Below are 16143 nucleotides of genomic sequence, written 5' to 3'. Positions count from 1 at the left end.
ATATTCTATACTATAGGGAACCTCTAAATTTTTTATCATGTGTTGTAAAGTTTAATCTGAATTCTGTGCCCTTATTAACAACAGAGTCAATTTCAATATCTATTCCGTATTCATCACAAATACTCTTGACAATACTTAAACCTACGCCAAAACCTCCGGAATATTCTGTACCCCGCTTAAATTTTTCAAAGATTATTTTTTTATTTTTCTGATCAATACCAATGCCTTCATCTATGATCTTCAGAATTCTGTTTTTCAGTGAAATAGTAATGGTCGATCCAGGAGAAGAGTATTTGATCGCATTGCCTATAAGATTACCAAAAAGCAGGATTAAACTGGATTTTGGTATCACACAGTTACTGTTTTCTAACGTTACTTCAAACTCTATTCGTTTGATCTCTGCCAAAGGTTTGTAATAGGCAATACTCTTTTCCAATACATCTTTAAGATCAAGCGGTTCAGATATTTCCTCTTTATGATTAAAATTCAAATAAGTCAAAGAGCTGTAAATATCGTAAAGCTGTTTCGTACTGATGGAGATATTCTTCAATGTTTTTTCTGTACAGTTCCCTGCTTCCAATGCCTGATCAGTAGACATACTGAGTGAGGTAATAGGCGTATTGAGTTCATGGGTGATATCATTGACGAAACGTTCTATCTGAAGAATACGTTCATGCACAGGTTTCATAAAAAGTTTGGAAAGTACCCAGGCAATGATCACCATAGCCAAAAATGATACTCCCATGACTGTCCATATCATTTTTTTTAAGCTATTAAATTTTTCTTTTAAACTTTTGGATTGTACAACCACATAGGATATATTTAAGTGTTCATGCGGTGCATTGGAAATCAGCATTGTGTAGTCACCCACAGTAAAATACCCCGGCTTGATATCTATATGAGGATCTACAAGCCTACCTTCCTGTACCATACCTTTGGTATTTATAAGTGCAAGTTCAACATCCTTGGGAATAGTCATACTTCTCATTGGCGTATTGTTCATATGTGACATGACTATATCACTTGCTTTCCTGTCTGCTATGTGTTCCAGTTTATAGTAAGTTTCACTCTCCAGTGCATGTTTCTGTGCTGTATAGTACCAGAATGATACAAAAGCTATAAATATCAGAGAAGAGACAATATAGAGACCCAAAAAAGAGTAAAACGATTTTTTTTCCAGATCATTCATAGCGGTATCCCATACCTCTTTGGGTAATGATCTTCTCACTACCGATCACTTCTCTGAGTTTTCTGATGTAAGAGCGCAGTGTGGCATCACTGGGCAATGCATCATACTCCCAAATATTTTGAACCAGCTCTTCTTGGGAAATGAGCCTTTGCGGATGCGCAATGAAATAATCAAGGATCTCTGTTTCTTTAGGACGAAGGGTTATTTTATCTGTACCATCACTCACGATAGATTTTCGTGGATAGTAAGTCAGTGTATTACTCAGTTTGACAGGTTCATCCTGTTCAATATGGAAAAGAATTTTACTCTTTTCTATACGAAGTTTTAACTCCTCCAGTTCAAACGGTTTTTTGATGTAATCATGCGCACCGGCATCAAAGCTCTGCTTGAGATGTCTTGTATCATCATAGGCTGTAATAATGAGAGCCGGTGTCGTATCATTAAAACTGCGTAATTCTTCAAGCAGCTCAATCCCACTTTTCCCTGGTACATTGATATCGAAAATAAAAAGATCATAAGATGCTTCATCTATGTATTCCTGTGCCTGGGCAGAATCAAATGCCCTGTCTGTGATATAGAACTGCTGTAGATAATCGGTAATAATATCTCCAAGAACAGGGTCATCTTCCATCAATAATATTTTCATTGTTCTATGTCCTTTATAACTTTAAATTTCTTAATCTCAATGCATTAGCTATGACTGAAACAGATGAAAAGCTCATAGCTGCTGCTGCAATCACCGGTGAAAGCAGTATACCAAAGACCGGATATAATACTCCCGCAGCCACTGGCACACCTAAAGAATTATAAATAAAAGCAAAAAAGAGGTTTTGACGAATGTTGGACATCGTACCTTTGCTCAATTTAATGGCTCTAACTATTCCTCTCAGATCACCTTTTACCAAGGTAACACCGGCACTTTCCATGGCTACATCTGTTCCCGTTCCCATGGCTATACCCACATGTGACTTTGCCAATGCAGGTGCATCATTGACCCCGTCTCCTGCCATGGCGACTATTTTACCTTCATTTTGAAGTTCTGTAACAATATTGGATTTCTCCTGGGGAGAAACTTCTGCTTCTACTCTGTCTATATTTAATTTGCTTGCTACAGCTTCAGCTGTGGTTCTGTTGTCACCAGTGAGCATCACGACTTCTAACCCTTGTGCATGGAGAGCGGCGATAGCTTCGGGAGTACTCTCTTTGATGGGATCCATCACGCCTATAATACCAGCAGCTTTACCATCAAAAGCTATGAGCATCACTGTTTGTCCTTCTTTTCTATAAGCTTCAGACTTATTTGGTAAGGTACCTGCTTCTATATCTAAACTTTCTAAAAGTTTAGCATTTCCTATGGCTACTTTCACTCCATCCACATTTCCAGTCACACCTTGCCCCGTAACAGACTTGAAATTCTCTGTTTTACTTAGGCTGATACCTTTTTCTTTGACACCTTCTACAATGGCTTCTGCCAAAGGGTGTTCACTTGACTGCTCCAGAGTTGCCACTGCTTTTAAAAGTAGATCTTCATCCACACCTTCTTCGACATCTACCGTTACAAGCCTAGGTTTACCTTCTGTGAGAGTTCCTGTTTTATCAACCACTAAAGTATCTATTTTTTCAAGTCTCTCCAATGCCTCAGCATCTTTAATAAGTACCCCTGTAGAAGCACCTTTTCCCGTACCAACCATAATAGACACAGGTGTTGCTAACCCCAGTGCACAAGGACAAGCAATGATAAGTACTGCCACAGCACTCACTATCGCATAGGCTAATCGAGGCTCAGGTCCCCATATATACCACGCAACAAAAGCAAATAATGCAACAATTACTACCATAGGTACAAAATACCCGGAAACAACATCAGCAAGTTTTTGTATGGGTGCACGTGAGCGTTGCGCATGGGCTACCATCTCTACGATTTGTGAAAGCAAAGTATCTGCCCCCACTTTTTGGGCTTTTATAAGAAGTGACCCTGTGGCATTGACGGTTGCTCCTATGACTTTGTCACCCTCTTTCTTGGCAATGGCTACAGGTTCACCTGTAACCATGGACTCATCAATATTACTCTCTCCATCTGTGACCACACCATCTACAGGTATTTTATCTCCGGGACGTATGCGTAAAATGTCACCTACTTGTACATCCTCTAAAGCAATATCCTCTTCCCTGCCATCCACTCTTACGATACGGGCAGTATTGGGTGCAAGCCCTAAAAGTGTTTGTATAGCGGTGTTGGTTTGAGAGCGTGCACGCAGTTCCAGCACCTGTCCCAAAAGTACCAGTGCCACAATAACTGCTGCTGCTTCAAAGTACACATGTACCAGTCCACCCTCAAACTGCATTTTAGGAGGAAATAGTTGAGGCATAAAAAGTGCTACAAGACTATAAAGATATGCTGCCCCCACACCAAGGGATATAAGAGTGAACATATTGAGATTCCATGTTTTAAAAGAGTTGTATCCTCTTACAAAAAATGGCCATCCTCCCCACAACACAACAGGTGTCGCCAAGAAAAATTCTATCCACTGTACCATTTTCATAGAAAGAAATTCGGGTAGCCACTGTGGGGCAAGGTCTGCGATCATCGCCAATATAAAAACTGGAATGGCAAGTACCATACTCACTTTAAAGCGACGTGTCATGTCATCAAGTTCTGAGCTGTCTTCTTCACCTGCCTGTACCACCATAGGCTCTAATGCCATTCCACATTTAGGACAACTTCCAGGACCCTTTTGCTGAATTTCCGGATGCATAGGACAGGTATACATTGTATCACCCTCTTGCTCACTTTTCATCCCAACTGGGGAGACAGTAGCATAGTCAAGTGCTGAACAGGAAGAACAATTCTCATCATCTCCATGCTCTATATATGCCTCAGGATTATCTATAAATTTTCCTTGACAATCTATTGAACAAAAGTAATATTCTTTATTTTCATATTCTGTATGAAAGTTACTGTCAGAAGTGACATCCATGCCACAGATGACATCTTTAACTGTTTTACTCATGATGGATCCTTTTATTGATCTGAAACTTATTATAGGGAGAAAGTGTGCATAGAGTGTGCATATGTATGATATAAAAGAAAGGTAGCCTATAGAGACATAGACTACCTGGGAAGAAGTGAATAATTAATCAAGGAAGTCTATTTGCCAGTATTACATTTACCCTGTGCTTTCATATTACCCATATCACCATCTACGCTCTCATCACCGGTAGAAAGTTTATTGGCATGTTCAAGTTCCAACTCTGCTTTTGTTGGTTTTCTTACCGGTTTTTTGGCTTTTGTTTTTACTTTTCCTGTTTGATCAGCGTTACATTTACCAGCAGCTTTCATTGCTGACATATCACCTGCATATCCATCAACACCGGTTGCTGTTTTGTTCTCATGTTCAAGAATTTGTGCAGCCTTTTCTCCATCTGCGTATGCAAATCCCAATCCTAGACCTAGTGCAAGAATACTTGCTAAAACTAACTTTTTCATAATGTTTCCTTTTCGTACTGAATTTTAAGGGTCTTTGCCCTTGGTACAATTGAATGATACTTAGATAGTGTGTAAAGCATGTGTCCCTTATGTGCACATTACATACACACTAATAATTTATAATAAACAACTAGAAAGGATGCATTATGAACACTTTTAATCATGGTTGGGGAATGGGTTTTGGATGGCTTATCCCACTACTTCTGGCAGCTATACTCTTTTATATACTCCAAGATAAGAAAAAAGAGAAATCCTCTGCTCAGGATATTTTAGATAAACGTTACGCAAATGGCGGTATTTCAAAAGAAGAGTATGAAGAAAAATCAAGCGCACTCAAAGCACAAGAATCATAAGGATACACAATGAAAAGAAGAACATTTGTCAAAGGTTTGGCTGCTACATCACTATTTGCACTTGCCGGTACAGACAGTGAAGCCAGATCAACACGCAGAAACATCAATAACAGTAATATCTTAACAGGGAATGAGTTTTTTCTTGAGATAGGATATACACCAGTAAACCTTACAGGGTCAAATGCTGTGGCTACCACAGTCAATGGTCAAATTGCAGGTCCTACACTGGTATGGCAAGAAGGTGAAACAGTCACACTGCATGTCACCAATAGATTAAAAAAATCATCTTCTATTCACTGGCATGGGATTATTTTACCCCCTGCTATGGATGGGGTACCGGGAATAAGCTTTGATGGTATTGCTCCGGGAGAGACATTTACCTATAGATTTAAAGTGCATCAGCATGGAACATACTGGTACCACAGTCACTCCGGCTTTCAAGAGCAGACAGGGGTCTATGGTGCCATAGTCATCAAACCCAAAAAAAGCGAGCCTTTTAGATTTGACAAAGACTATGTGGTGCTCCTCTCAGACTGGTCAGATGAAAAGCCTACTGCTATTTACAAAAAACTCAAACAGATGAGCGACTACTATAACTTCTCACAACGTACCATAGGTACCTTTATAGATGAAGTAAAGAAAAAAGGTTTGGGTAAAGCTTTTAATGACAGGAAAATGTGGAACCAAATGCGTATGAATGATGGTGATATCTCTGATATTACAGGATACACCTACACCTTTTTAATGAATGGTCAGGCCCCTGCTGCACAATTTAAAGCCCTCTTCAAAAAAGGTGAGAAAATCCGTTTGCGTTTTGTCAATGCTGCTGCAATGACCTTTTTTGATGTACGTATCCCTGGACTTAAAATGACAGTGGTCGCAGCCGATGGAAACCATGTCAAACCAGTAAGTATCGAAGAATTTCGCATAGGTGTGGCGGAAACCTATGATGTTATCGTCCAACCAAGAAGCAACAGAGCCTATGCCATCTTTGCACAAAGTATAGACCGTTCAGGCTATGCTCTGGGTTCACTTACTCCTGATGGACATGCGTTAGCCAAAGCACCTCGTATGGATCCGATACCGAAACTCACTATGGTGGATATGGGTATGGATATGGGAGCTATGAGTAAAAAAGGTGACTCAGCTATGAAATGTTCAAGTGGCATGAAAATGCCTAACAAAAAAACAATGAAAAAATACAAATTCCAAGCCATGGAAAACCAGAAGTACCCTATTACCAAACTTCCTATGGCAAGAGGTGTACAGACAACCATGATGGCTATGTCTCCAAAGTATAGACTGGATGACCCAGGTGTTGGTCTGCGCAATAGTTCCAGAAAAATACTTACCTATGCAGACTTAAAAAACAGATACTCTACACGTAGACACAGAAAACCCGACAGAGAGATAGTTTTACATCTTACAGGCAATATGGAACGTTATATGTGGTCTATTAACGGTATTAAATATGCTGATGCCAAACCGTTACAGTTCCACTATGGCGAACGTCTGCGTATTACTTTTATCAATGATACGATGATGAACCACCCCATGCACCTGCACGGTATGTGGAGTGACCTTGAGACTGGTGATGATAACCATCTGGTACGTAAGCATACTATTATCGTACAACCAGGTTCAAAAATAAGTTACAGAGTAACTGTTGATGCCAAAGGGGCATGGGCGTACCACTGTCATCTGCTCTACCACATGGCCGGTATGTTTAGAAAAGTCGTAGTAGCCTAAGGAGGATATGATGCAAAAATTATTATTAAGTATATTACTAGGAATGGGTCTAACACAGACAGTACATGCAGACATGGAAGATGATCCTCTTTTGACAATGTTTGTAATGGATAGATTTGAAGTACTCGATAACAGTGAAAATACCAGAGTCTGGGAAGGAAGCTTCTGGATAGGCTATGACCTAAACAAACTCTATCTCTACAGTGATGGTGAAGCTACTGCTGATGGCTTGGAAACGAGTCAAAATGAACTCGTCTATTCTCGTGCCATAGCTCCATTTTGGGATGCACAGATAGGTCTTGTTTATGATAAAAATGCCGATGCTTCCAGAACATGGGGAGAAGTTGCCATTTCCGGATTGGCACCCTACTATTTTGAGACAAGAGTTGCATTGCTTTTCAATGCTGAAGGGAATATCGGATTGCGTCTGGATGCGGAGTATGAGATACTCTTTACGCAAAAACTCATTCTTACCCCCTCACTTGAAGCAGACTTTTATACCAAAGATGATCCAAAGATGAGTCTTGGTTCAGGGCTCTCCAACATAGAAGCAGGTTTACGGCTACGCTATGAAATACGAAGAGAGTTTGCTCCCTACATTGGTATCACATGGGAAAAAACATTTGGTAATACACGAGACTTTAACCCTATAGATGAAACAAATTTTCTAGTAGGTGTGCGTTTTTGGTTTTAGGGGATATCACCCCCTATTCCCCCCCCCATAGGGAGCATTTGAAACATGTCAAATAATGGTTTTATTTCTTGACTGCTTTAATCAACTTGCAATCAGATCGAGTGTATCATAAAAATCTTCCGGACCTTGATAACCGTAAAACAACTCTTCTGTAAGCTCTTCTCCGTCACTATCAAAGAAAACAAAAGAAGGAGATCCAAAAACTTTAAAATTTTTACGCAATGCTTGACTTTTTTTATCGGAAGTATCAGTGATATTCACTTTAACAGCGATATAGTCCTGTTTCAGTTCAGCCCTTACTTTCAAATCCTGAAAAGTGGTTGCATTCAGCTTCTTACAGACTGGACAGGTATCTTTGTAAAAATAGATAATAAGAAGTTTGTCTGCTTTTACAGCCTCTTTTTTCTTTGCTTCAAGTTCATCCATATTCTGAATCAATGTAAAAGGAATGTAGTTCTCTTCACTCACCAACGAAGCTGTTTTCATAGATATCTTCGGTAGAGGATGCATGATATTTCTCTCACCATACGCAGCACCTACAAGCAGCAACATTCCCCATAGAAGCAGTATAATACCAATGCCTTTAAGAAATTTATACCAACCATTTACAGTTTCAGATAAAGGCTGTAATGCACCAAGGTAGATACTCACGATAATAAATAACATACCCCACAATAAAAGCGGCGGGAAAATATCAAGTTCATTAAAGAGGTAAATAGCTGTTGCCAGTAGCAATACACCAAAGGTATATTTAACCTTGTTCATCCATTCTCCTGCTTTTGGCAGCAGATGCCCCGCACCAAGTCCCAAAAGTAACAGAGGGATACCCATACCCAATGCCATAAAGAACATGGTCACCGCACCGAGCATCGGATCTGCTTTTGCAATAGCAACACCAAGGAACGAGATAAGTATAGGAGAGACGCAGGCTCCAAGGATCAACGCTGAGATCGCACCCAGCAAAAAAACCATAGGTCCACTGCCACCTTTAATATTTTGGGAACTTGCATTCAGTCTGGACTGGATAAAGGAAGGAAGCTGTATCTCATAAAATCCGAACATTGAAAGCGCCATTGCAACAAAGATAAAAGAAGCGATCCCTATAGCCCATACATTTTGGAAATAAGCTTGCAGTTGTTCACCTGTCGCACCTGCCAGTGCACCCATAATAGTATATACGAGCATGGTTCCCAATACATAGGAAAGAGAAAGGTAGAAAGCTTTTGCTTTTGAAATATCTTTTCCCTGTCCTACAATGATACTGGACAATATAGGAACCATAGGAAGCACACAAGGAGTAAATGTAAGCAGCAGACCTGCTACAAAAGAACCAAATACCAGGCTTGCTATTCCCTCATTTGCTAAAATATTCTCACCGTTTGTTGCCGAAAAGAGTAACGTACTCCATCCAATCAGCAGTATAAAGCTGATCATCAATGTATTATTTTTCATTTATATTACCTCTATATGGATATAAGTTGTATCAGTATAATAAAAGCATGTGCAAGGTTTGTGCACACTCCGTGCACAAACTTAAGATAAACTAAAAGTAATTTATCACCGTAGGACAAGAATATGCGCATCATCTTCACGATTTTATTGACTTTAGGTTTGCTTCATGCACAAAGTATTGATAAACTGGTCAAAGTGGCACTTAAAAAACACCCTTCACTTAAAACCATACAGCATCGTCTCTCTGCGATGGATGAACGTATAGCCAAATCCCAAAAATGGGCAAATCCCGATCTTTCTCTTACGATCAACGATATACAGTTCAGAAAGCCTTTGGGACGCTCCCAGGAGAGAATGCAGTACCATGCGCTGAACTTTAAACAGATATTCCCGTGGTTTGGGAAACTGGATGCAAGAAAAACCTATGCCAGGGAACAAAAGCATGTGGTACTGCATAGCTATAAAGCTGCCCGTACTGCACTTGCACTACAGGTAAGAACCACTGCCTATAGCATCAAAGAACTTCAAGCACGCATTGGGGTACTGAGCCGCTACAGACGACTGGCAAAGCAGAATATCAAACTCTATACCGATATGATTTCAACAGACAACATGAGCCATGCCGACAGTATATCAGCAGAGCTCTCATTCTCAAGAATAGAGATACGTCAGGAACGTTACAGATCATTACTGCAAGCACAAAAAGAGAAACTTGCCTATCTGATACAAAGTCCCGTAACCAGGATCAACAATGCACTGCACATAAAGCGACCAAGATCTCTGCAGTATTACCTTAACAGACTCACACATAACCCTACCTACCATATAAAACTGGCACAAAATGCGGCAGCAAACGCCAACAAAGTACTTGTAGATATGGAAACCCATCCTGATCCTTATGTCAAAGTAGGCTATTTCAACCGTCCTGATTTCCCGGATTATGCTTCTGTTACCATAGGAATGTCCCTGCCGCTCTACGGTACAGAGAAACTCAATTCTGAAATAGCCAGAAAAGAGGCTCTCTCAAGTGTCAGTGCCTCTTTGGACTATAAAGCATTCCTAAAAAGTGAGATACGCACAAACTATGCCAAACTCAAAGAAGCCTGGCGGATCTACAACATCATACAGAGGAAAAGCCTTCCCCAGCTGAGGCATATGCTTGAACTCAGTGCTTCTTCCATAGAGGAAGGGGCTGATCTTTTTACCTATACCAACATACTCGAACAGAAACTGGCACTTGAAGAGGAGAGTATCTCCATGAAAGCCGAGTACCTACGTACCAAAGCCAAACTCAAAGCACTGATAGGGGGACTATAATGTTACATCTTCGCAGGCAGATCATTATTTTATGTTTAATTTCTGTTTCAACACTTCATGCGCAAATGAAATGTGAAGCTGGAAAATGCAGTACAGGCAAAGAGATGAGTGTAAAAGTGCCTGCTAAAGATGAATCCGTTACCACAACAGCAGAAAAACAAAAAAGAGAACACAAACTGACGATTGAACAGCTTTTTAATGTAAGAACAGTCACTGTTAAAAAAACTGTGAGTTCACATAAACAGACAAATTACGGTTACATTGTAGAAGATGAATCACTTAAAACAGATGTAACAGCTTGGTATTCCGGATTTGTTGAGAAACTTTATATTGACAGACTATACACCATCGTACATAAAGGCGATGCTCTTGTAAAAGTCTATTCTCCTGAAGTTTATAAAGCAAAACAAGACTACCTGAACTCCATTAAATTCAATTTTAAATACCCCTCTTCTGCCATGCTGAAGAGTGCTAAAATTAAACTTGAACTTTTAGGGGTAAGCCGTAAAGAGATAGAACATATCAGACAAACCAACAAAGTTAAGAGGTTTACTACCATTTTTGCTCCTGCATCGGGATGGATATTTGAGAAAGATATCAACCAAGGTTCTGCTTTTAAAACAGGAAAGAAACTGTTTGAAATTGTCAGTCTTAAAAAACTGTGGGTTGAGGTAAAACTTTATCAAAATGAGTTGGAAAAGATCCAAACACTTGATGATTTCAGTGTCAAGGTCAAAGGTATCAACAAAATATACAAAGCAAAAAAGTCCCTTCTCTACCCAATGCTTGATCCCAAAGAAGCTACGGCTACTTTACGTTTAACCATAGATAACAGTGATAAACTTCTTAAACCGGGGATGTATGTAAAAGTCTCTGCTTCAACAGACGATAACGCACACCTTGTCATTCCACGCACAGCTGCCATACGTAAGAACGGCAATTGGTATGCCTTTCTTTCTACAGAGTTTAAAGGAGAATATGAACCTGTAAAAATTAAACTCAAACCGCTTGACAACAGTTATTTCGAACTCTTATCAGGACTTAACGAGGGTGACACTGTTGTGAACAATGCACTCTTTATGATGGATTCAGATGCACAGATCAACGGGATCTACTGATGATTGAAAAATTGATTGCTTTTAGCGTTAAAAACCGTTTTCTTGTCCTTATGGCTACTCTTTTCATCATTTTAGGGTCTGTCTGGTCTATGAGGAACACACCTCTGGATGCTCTGCCTGACCTTTCCCCTCCCCAGGTCATCGTACAGGTAACATGGAAGGGGCAGAGTCCCGAGATCATTGAAGACCAGGGAACCTATCCTCTAGTATCACAATTTCTTGCCATTTCCAACATCGAGACGGTTCGCGGTTTTTCTACTTATGAGAATGCACTGATCTACATCATCTTTAAAGAAGGTACAGACCTGTACTGGGCACGTTCCCGTGTACTTGAACAACTCTCTTCCATACAAAGCCAACTCCCTTCAAGCATGGAAGTGTCTCTTGGTCATGATGCTTCGGGTGTAGGTTGGGTTTACGAATATGCATTGACATCCAAGACCAAGACACTGGATGAACTGCGTACGATTCAGGACTACTACTACAAATATGCGCTAATGGGTGTGGACGGAGTCAGTGAGGTCGCAAGTATCGGCGGTTTTGTACCTACATATCAGATCACGGTGAACAACGATGCACTGGTGCAGTACAATCTTTCCATCAAGGACATAAGCCGAACACTCAAAGAAAACAACAACGATACCGGTGGTCGGATCGTCATTCAAAACGGATATGAGTGGATGGTACAGGCAAAAGGCTACATCAAGAATTTGAATGAAATACGTGATCTTGTCATCACTACCAAGGATGGTGTACCGCTTACGCTTGGAGATGTAGGACGTGTAGAGAAAGTACCTGCTGCAAGAAGAGGTATGGCAGACTTGAACGGTGAGGGAGAAGTGGTCGGCGGTATTATCATGGTTCGGTACGGAGAAGATGTCTATGGGGCACTTAAACGCATCAAAGCGAAGATGAAAGAACTCAAAGTAGAAGGTGTAGATGTTGTCACAACCTATGATCGCTCCAACCTCATTGGCAAAGCTATAGATACACTTAAACATACTTTGGTAGAAGAGAGTATCATTGTTGTCATTATTATTGGACTTTTCCTGCTTCATTTGCGCTCTTCCCTCATTGTGCTCATTATCCTTCCTCTGACCATAGGGTTGACTTTTTTATTCATGAAACTCTTTGGTATAGGCTCCAATATCATGAGTCTGGGAGGCATTGCCATTGCCATCGGTGCCATGGTCGATGCTTCCATTGTCATGATAGAAAATGCCCACAAAGCCATACACAAAAAAGAGCACAATTTAGACAGGAATTTGACAGACGAAGAACGTATCTCTGCCATTGTCAAAGCATCACAAGTAGTTGGACGTCCTATCTTTTTTGCGCTGGCTCTGGTAGTCGTCTCCTTTCTACCTATCTTTGCACTCTCAGGTCAGGAGGGACTGCTCTTTACCCCTTTGGCATTCACTAAAACCTTTGCTATGGCAGCGGGTGCACTTCTTGCTGTAACATTGGTACCCGTACTCATGATCTATTTTGTCAAAGGAAAAATTCTTCCTGAATCAAAAAACCCGCTAAACCGCTTTTTTATCTGGCTCTACCATCCTATTTTAGTCTATGGATTGAAACTAAAATATTTGGTTATTGCACTTGCTATTGCTGTACTGGCTTTTATGGTGCCAATCTATCAAAAACTGGACTGGGAATTCATGCCTATGCTTAATGAACAGAGTGTAATGTATATGCCTGTGACCCCCTATGGTATCTCAGTAGCCCAAAGTAAGGCATTGACACAAAAAACCGATAAGATCATTAAGAGTTTTCCTGAAGTGGCTACCGTCTTTGGTAAGGGAGGACGAGCAAATTCTGCAACTGACCCTGCGCCGCTTGGGATGCTGGAAACCATCATTACCTTTAAACCAAAAAGTGAGTGGCGAAAAGGTATGACACATGAAAAGCTTATGGTTCAGATGGAAAAAGCATTGCAGGTACCAGGTCTTGTCAATTCATGGACCTACCCTATACGAGGGCGCATCGATATGTTGCTCTCAGGCATTCGTACCCCTATCGGGATCAAACTTTACGGGAAAGATGCCAAAGGTTTGCAAAAGACAGCACAAAAGATAGAGAGCCGACTTCGTAACTTAAAAAGTACACAATCTGTCTTTTCCGATCAGGCAAGTGCCGGTTTTTTCATTGATATTGACATAGACACCCAAGCTCTTAAACGTTATGGTATCAGCAAAAGTCTCATAGAGGAATACACCTCTACGGCCATAGGCGGTAAAAAGATCACTACGATGTACAAAGGCTTGGAGCGCTACCCCATTGCCCTGCGTTTTGAAGAAGAAGAACGGCGCAACTTGGATGACATACGTAATATACAGGTTAAAACCCCTCTTGGTTTTGTGCCTCTGTCTACTTTTGCAAAGGTGGAATACAGAGAAAGTGCTTCTGTCATAAAGAGTGAAATGGCTACCCCAGTCACCTTTGTCTACATTACACCACAGCCGAATATCAGTGCTACAGCATATAAGAAAGAAGCTATAGAAGCATTGAAAGATATTGTGCTTCCTGACGGATATTACATCGAATGGGCAGGACAGACAGAGTATTTGGAATCTGCCATGAAAAAGATCAAATGGATCATCCCTACTGTCCTTTTGGTTATCTTGGTACTCATCTATTTTGCATTGGGAGAGTTGATTCCTACTCTTATCGTTTTCTTTACCCTGCCGTTTGCTTTGCTGGGAGGACTTATCTACATAGACCTGTTACACTTCAATATGAGTATTGCCGTAATTGTTGGTTTTTTGGCTCTGCTTGGTGTGGCAGCTGAAACAGCCATAGTCATGATAGTCTATCTACAGGAGAGCGTGGAAGAGATGCGTAAGCAAAAAGCAGAACAATTCACCAAGGCAGATCTTTCTGCTGCCATATATGAAGGAGCTGTGCAGAGAGTCAGACCCAAACTGATGACGGTATTTGCCATCTTGGCAGGATTGCTTCCCATCATGTACACCACAGGGGTTGGTTCTGAAGTCATGCAGCGTATTGCCGCACCAATGATAGGTGGGGTTGTAAGTTCAGCAGTATTGAGTCTTTTACTCATCCCGATCTTTTATGAGATCTATGAAAAAAAACTGTTGAATAAAAAAAGATAAAGCATGTGTCTTATAGATAAAAAACTGTAGGTCAGAGTGGGACACTCCTACCTATGAAAGGAAATAATATGAACATCAAAATAAAACTCTTATTATTGATCACTGTCACTCTACTACTTACTGGTTGCAGTGACAAAGAGAAAACAAAATCCATCACTGAAAGCGGTATGAAATGTGGTCCTGGAAAATGCGGTGCAAGTATGGTAGACGGTTCAGTCATACTGGTAAAAAAGAAAATGAATATCCTTGGACAACTAAGAAAAAATGATAACCGACGTGACTGCGTGCTAAAAGCAACAACAACTAAAACACTTTATAACTGCATACGTATAGAAAAAACCGGAAGACTTAGCAAAAAATGCTCAAGTGATAATACACCAAGAAATAGATAAAACAGAAAAATGTGGGGAAAGATATAAAAACAGGTATTTCAAAAGCCAAAAGACTTTTGAAATACTGTAAAGCTAAAAATTATTTAGCAGGTTTTTTAAGTGTAGCAATATAGTCTGCAAGTTCTTTGATCTTAGCATCATCCAAAGAAGCTACTTGACCTTTCATCAATGCACCCATTCCGTGTGCATTTAGTGTACCTGCTTTATAGCCGTTAAGCTTTTCAACAGTTGATGCAGCATCTTCACCAGCGATAATTGCAGATTTACCAAGAGCAGCTTTTTCACCATTTTGTCCGTGGCATCCTGCACATTTAGCGAAGTCTGCAGCACCGTCTGCCATAAGAAGAGTTGATCCAGCGAATAACATTGCGATTGCGATTTTTTTCATTTTAATTCCTTTTAAATTAATTTTTAAAACCCGAAATTATAACATTCCGAGTTTAAGCGTATCTTAGGCTGCCTGACTTCTTAACAAGAAGGGACATTACCTGAATCAGATGCATACTCATATGAAAAGTCATAAATGTCATTGATATATTTAGGTTTAATTTTCACACCTGGGCAGATCTTTGCAGCTTCTTCCGCAAATTTACCGGCACCTTTGATCGCTTCCCACTCATCTTGTGTATGCTTAGCTGCAAATTTTGCACCTGTAAAACCACAAGCAGCTTTCATTTTTTTCATATAAAGTTTTTGTCCTTTTTTTACATCTGCAGAAGCAGTCGTTGAGAACACAGCAAGTCCAAGTAAAGCAGCAAGTGCTAATTTAGTAAATTTTGTCATTTTTCATCCTTTTAATTTTAAGATGTTGAATGATAGCATGGAATTGTGAAAAGATTGTGAGGAAAAGTGTGAAAGAAGAAGCAGAAATTAAATAACTGCTTCAGGAAGTTACATTTATAATCAATATAAACTTAAATTAACACTTTGGAACCATGCCATCTTTGGCATATTTTTCTGAGAACTCATAGACATCTTCCCACCAGGAAGATTTTATCTTCTTGAGTTTTAATCTGGGACAGATCTTTTTCGCTTCCTCTGGAAACTTTCCGTTGTCATAGATCTCTTCCCATTCTGCCTGTGTATGGTTTCTAGCAAAACGGACTCCGGAGAAACCACACTTTTTACGAAACTTCTTCTTAAATAACTTTTGACCTTTCTTTGGTCCCGCAACTGCTGATGTAGGTATTGTTGCTGTAACAAAAAGTGATAAAGCTACTATCGTCAATATCTTTCCCATTCAAACTCCCTGCAGTAATATAATATATTATTATTT

At 40.1% G+C, this 16143-nt stretch carries 15 protein-coding genes; 7 read left to right on the top strand and 8 right to left on the bottom strand.

What is annotated here, in order from left to right:
* Positions 1-10 precede the first annotated feature (10 nt).
* The 4 genes from MVE01_RS03780 to MVE01_RS03765 all read right to left on the bottom strand — a co-directional run bounded on the left by MVE01_RS03780 (position 11) and on the right by MVE01_RS03765 (position 4676).
* Positions 11-1228 (bottom strand): sensor histidine kinase, encoded by a 1218-nt coding sequence (locus tag MVE01_RS03780; protein WP_472560835.1) that lies wholly within the window; start codon positions 1226-1228, stop codon positions 11-13.
* Positions 1182-1835: a response regulator transcription factor gene (locus MVE01_RS03775; RefSeq protein WP_472560834.1), complete on the bottom strand. Its 654-nt coding sequence runs from the start codon at positions 1833-1835 to the stop codon at positions 1182-1184. The genes MVE01_RS03780 and MVE01_RS03775 overlap by 47 nt, the downstream gene beginning before the upstream one ends.
* Before the next feature lie 13 nt (positions 1836-1848).
* Positions 1849-4200: a heavy metal translocating P-type ATPase gene (locus tag MVE01_RS03770; RefSeq protein ID WP_472560833.1), complete on the bottom strand. Its 2352-nt coding sequence runs from the start codon at positions 4198-4200 to the stop codon at positions 1849-1851.
* 137 nt (positions 4201-4337) lie between these two features.
* Positions 4338-4676 (bottom strand): hypothetical protein, encoded by a 339-nt coding sequence (locus tag MVE01_RS03765; protein ID WP_472560832.1) that lies wholly within the window; start codon positions 4674-4676, stop codon positions 4338-4340.
* Between the two features lie 146 nt (positions 4677-4822).
* On the opposite strand from MVE01_RS03765, the gene MVE01_RS03760 reads away from it, so the two are divergent.
* From MVE01_RS03760 to MVE01_RS03750, 3 genes are read left to right on the top strand one after another with little or no spacing between them, the layout of a single operon-like run.
* Positions 4823-5029: an SHOCT domain-containing protein gene (locus MVE01_RS03760; protein WP_472560831.1), complete on the top strand. Its 207-nt coding sequence runs from the start codon at positions 4823-4825 to the stop codon at positions 5027-5029.
* A gap of 9 nt (positions 5030-5038) precedes the next feature.
* Positions 5039-6778, top strand: coding sequence for a copper resistance system multicopper oxidase (locus MVE01_RS03755; protein ID WP_472560830.1), 1740 nt, complete (start codon positions 5039-5041; stop codon positions 6776-6778).
* A gap of 10 nt (positions 6779-6788) precedes the next feature.
* A complete protein-coding gene (locus MVE01_RS03750) occupies positions 6789-7472 on the top strand; it encodes a copper resistance protein B (RefSeq protein WP_472560829.1) in 684 nt (227 codons plus the stop codon).
* Positions 7473-7553: 81 nt separating this feature from the next.
* On the opposite strand, the gene MVE01_RS03745 is transcribed toward MVE01_RS03750, so the two are convergent.
* Positions 7554-8924: a protein-disulfide reductase DsbD family protein gene (locus tag MVE01_RS03745; protein WP_472560828.1), complete on the bottom strand. Its 1371-nt coding sequence runs from the start codon at positions 8922-8924 to the stop codon at positions 7554-7556.
* Between the two features lie 123 nt (positions 8925-9047).
* On the opposite strand from MVE01_RS03745, the gene MVE01_RS03740 reads away from it, so the two are divergent.
* From MVE01_RS03740 to MVE01_RS03725, 4 genes are all read left to right on the top strand, one after another.
* The gene (locus MVE01_RS03740) at positions 9048-10241 is read left to right on the top strand and encodes a TolC family protein (protein WP_472560827.1); all 1194 of its coding nucleotides are present in this window, start codon (positions 9048-9050) and stop codon (positions 10239-10241) included.
* Positions 10241-11359: an efflux RND transporter periplasmic adaptor subunit gene (locus tag MVE01_RS03735; protein WP_472560826.1), complete on the top strand. Its 1119-nt coding sequence runs from the start codon at positions 10241-10243 to the stop codon at positions 11357-11359. The genes MVE01_RS03740 and MVE01_RS03735 overlap by 1 nt, the downstream gene beginning before the upstream one ends.
* Complete coding sequence (locus MVE01_RS03730; protein ID WP_472560825.1) at positions 11359-14475, top strand: efflux RND transporter permease subunit; 3117 nt, start codon at positions 11359-11361, stop codon at positions 14473-14475. The genes MVE01_RS03735 and MVE01_RS03730 overlap by 1 nt, the downstream gene beginning before the upstream one ends.
* 68 nt (positions 14476-14543) lie before the next feature.
* Positions 14544-14867: a hypothetical protein gene (locus MVE01_RS03725; RefSeq protein WP_472560824.1), complete on the top strand. Its 324-nt coding sequence runs from the start codon at positions 14544-14546 to the stop codon at positions 14865-14867.
* Between the two features lie 79 nt (positions 14868-14946).
* Here the strand turns inward: MVE01_RS03725 and MVE01_RS03720 are convergent, their stop codons facing one another.
* From MVE01_RS03720 to MVE01_RS03710, 3 genes are all read right to left on the bottom strand, one after another.
* Positions 14947-15255 (bottom strand): c-type cytochrome, encoded by a 309-nt coding sequence (locus MVE01_RS03720; RefSeq protein ID WP_472560823.1) that lies wholly within the window; start codon positions 15253-15255, stop codon positions 14947-14949.
* A gap of 80 nt (positions 15256-15335) precedes the next feature.
* Complete coding sequence (locus tag MVE01_RS03715) at positions 15336-15650, bottom strand: cytochrome C (protein ID WP_472560822.1); 315 nt, start codon at positions 15648-15650, stop codon at positions 15336-15338.
* A gap of 136 nt (positions 15651-15786) precedes the next feature.
* Positions 15787-16107, bottom strand: a complete 321-nt coding sequence (locus MVE01_RS03710; protein ID WP_472560821.1) for a hypothetical protein — start codon at positions 16105-16107, stop codon at positions 15787-15789.
* Between the last annotated feature and the right edge of the window lie 36 nt (positions 16108-16143).

This window comes from Sulfurovum sp. (assembly GCA_026990595.1).
Taxonomy (GTDB): Bacteria; Campylobacterota; Campylobacteria; order Campylobacterales; family Sulfurovaceae; genus Sulfurovum.
The sequence above is the reverse complement of the archived record's forward strand: the minus strand, read 5'-3'. Positions and strand labels throughout refer to the sequence as shown.

What these genes read in the sequence shown, in the direction of transcription:
- MVE01_RS03715 (WP_472560822.1), bottom strand. Translation starts at nt 15,650, where the DNA reads ATGACAAAATTTACTAAATTAGCACTTGCTGCTTTACTTGGACTTGCT.
- MVE01_RS03755 (WP_472560830.1), top strand. Translation starts at nt 5,039, where the DNA reads ATGAAAAGAAGAACATTTGTCAAAGGTTTGGCTGCTACATCACTATTT.
- MVE01_RS03710 (WP_472560821.1), bottom strand. Translation starts at nt 16,107, where the DNA reads ATGGGAAAGATATTGACGATAGTAGCTTTATCACTTTTTGTTACAGCA.
- MVE01_RS03740 (WP_472560827.1), top strand. Translation starts at nt 9,048, where the DNA reads ATGCGCATCATCTTCACGATTTTATTGACTTTAGGTTTGCTTCATGCA.
- MVE01_RS03720 (WP_472560823.1), bottom strand. Translation starts at nt 15,255, where the DNA reads ATGAAAAAAATCGCAATCGCAATGTTATTCGCTGGATCAACTCTTCTT.
- MVE01_RS03760 (WP_472560831.1), top strand. Translation starts at nt 4,823, where the DNA reads ATGAACACTTTTAATCATGGTTGGGGAATGGGTTTTGGATGGCTTATC.
- MVE01_RS03730 (WP_472560825.1), top strand. Translation starts at nt 11,359, where the DNA reads ATGATTGAAAAATTGATTGCTTTTAGCGTTAAAAACCGTTTTCTTGTC.
- MVE01_RS03775 (WP_472560834.1), bottom strand. Translation starts at nt 1,835, where the DNA reads ATGAAAATATTATTGATGGAAGATGACCCTGTTCTTGGAGATATTATT.
- MVE01_RS03735 (WP_472560826.1), top strand. Translation starts at nt 10,241, where the DNA reads ATGTTACATCTTCGCAGGCAGATCATTATTTTATGTTTAATTTCTGTT.
- MVE01_RS03770 (WP_472560833.1), bottom strand. Translation starts at nt 4,200, where the DNA reads ATGAGTAAAACAGTTAAAGATGTCATCTGTGGCATGGATGTCACTTCT.
- MVE01_RS03725 (WP_472560824.1), top strand. Translation starts at nt 14,544, where the DNA reads ATGAACATCAAAATAAAACTCTTATTATTGATCACTGTCACTCTACTA.
- MVE01_RS03745 (WP_472560828.1), bottom strand. Translation starts at nt 8,924, where the DNA reads ATGAAAAATAATACATTGATGATCAGCTTTATACTGCTGATTGGATGG.
- MVE01_RS03750 (WP_472560829.1), top strand. Translation starts at nt 6,789, where the DNA reads ATGCAAAAATTATTATTAAGTATATTACTAGGAATGGGTCTAACACAG.
- MVE01_RS03765 (WP_472560832.1), bottom strand. Translation starts at nt 4,676, where the DNA reads ATGAAAAAGTTAGTTTTAGCAAGTATTCTTGCACTAGGTCTAGGATTG.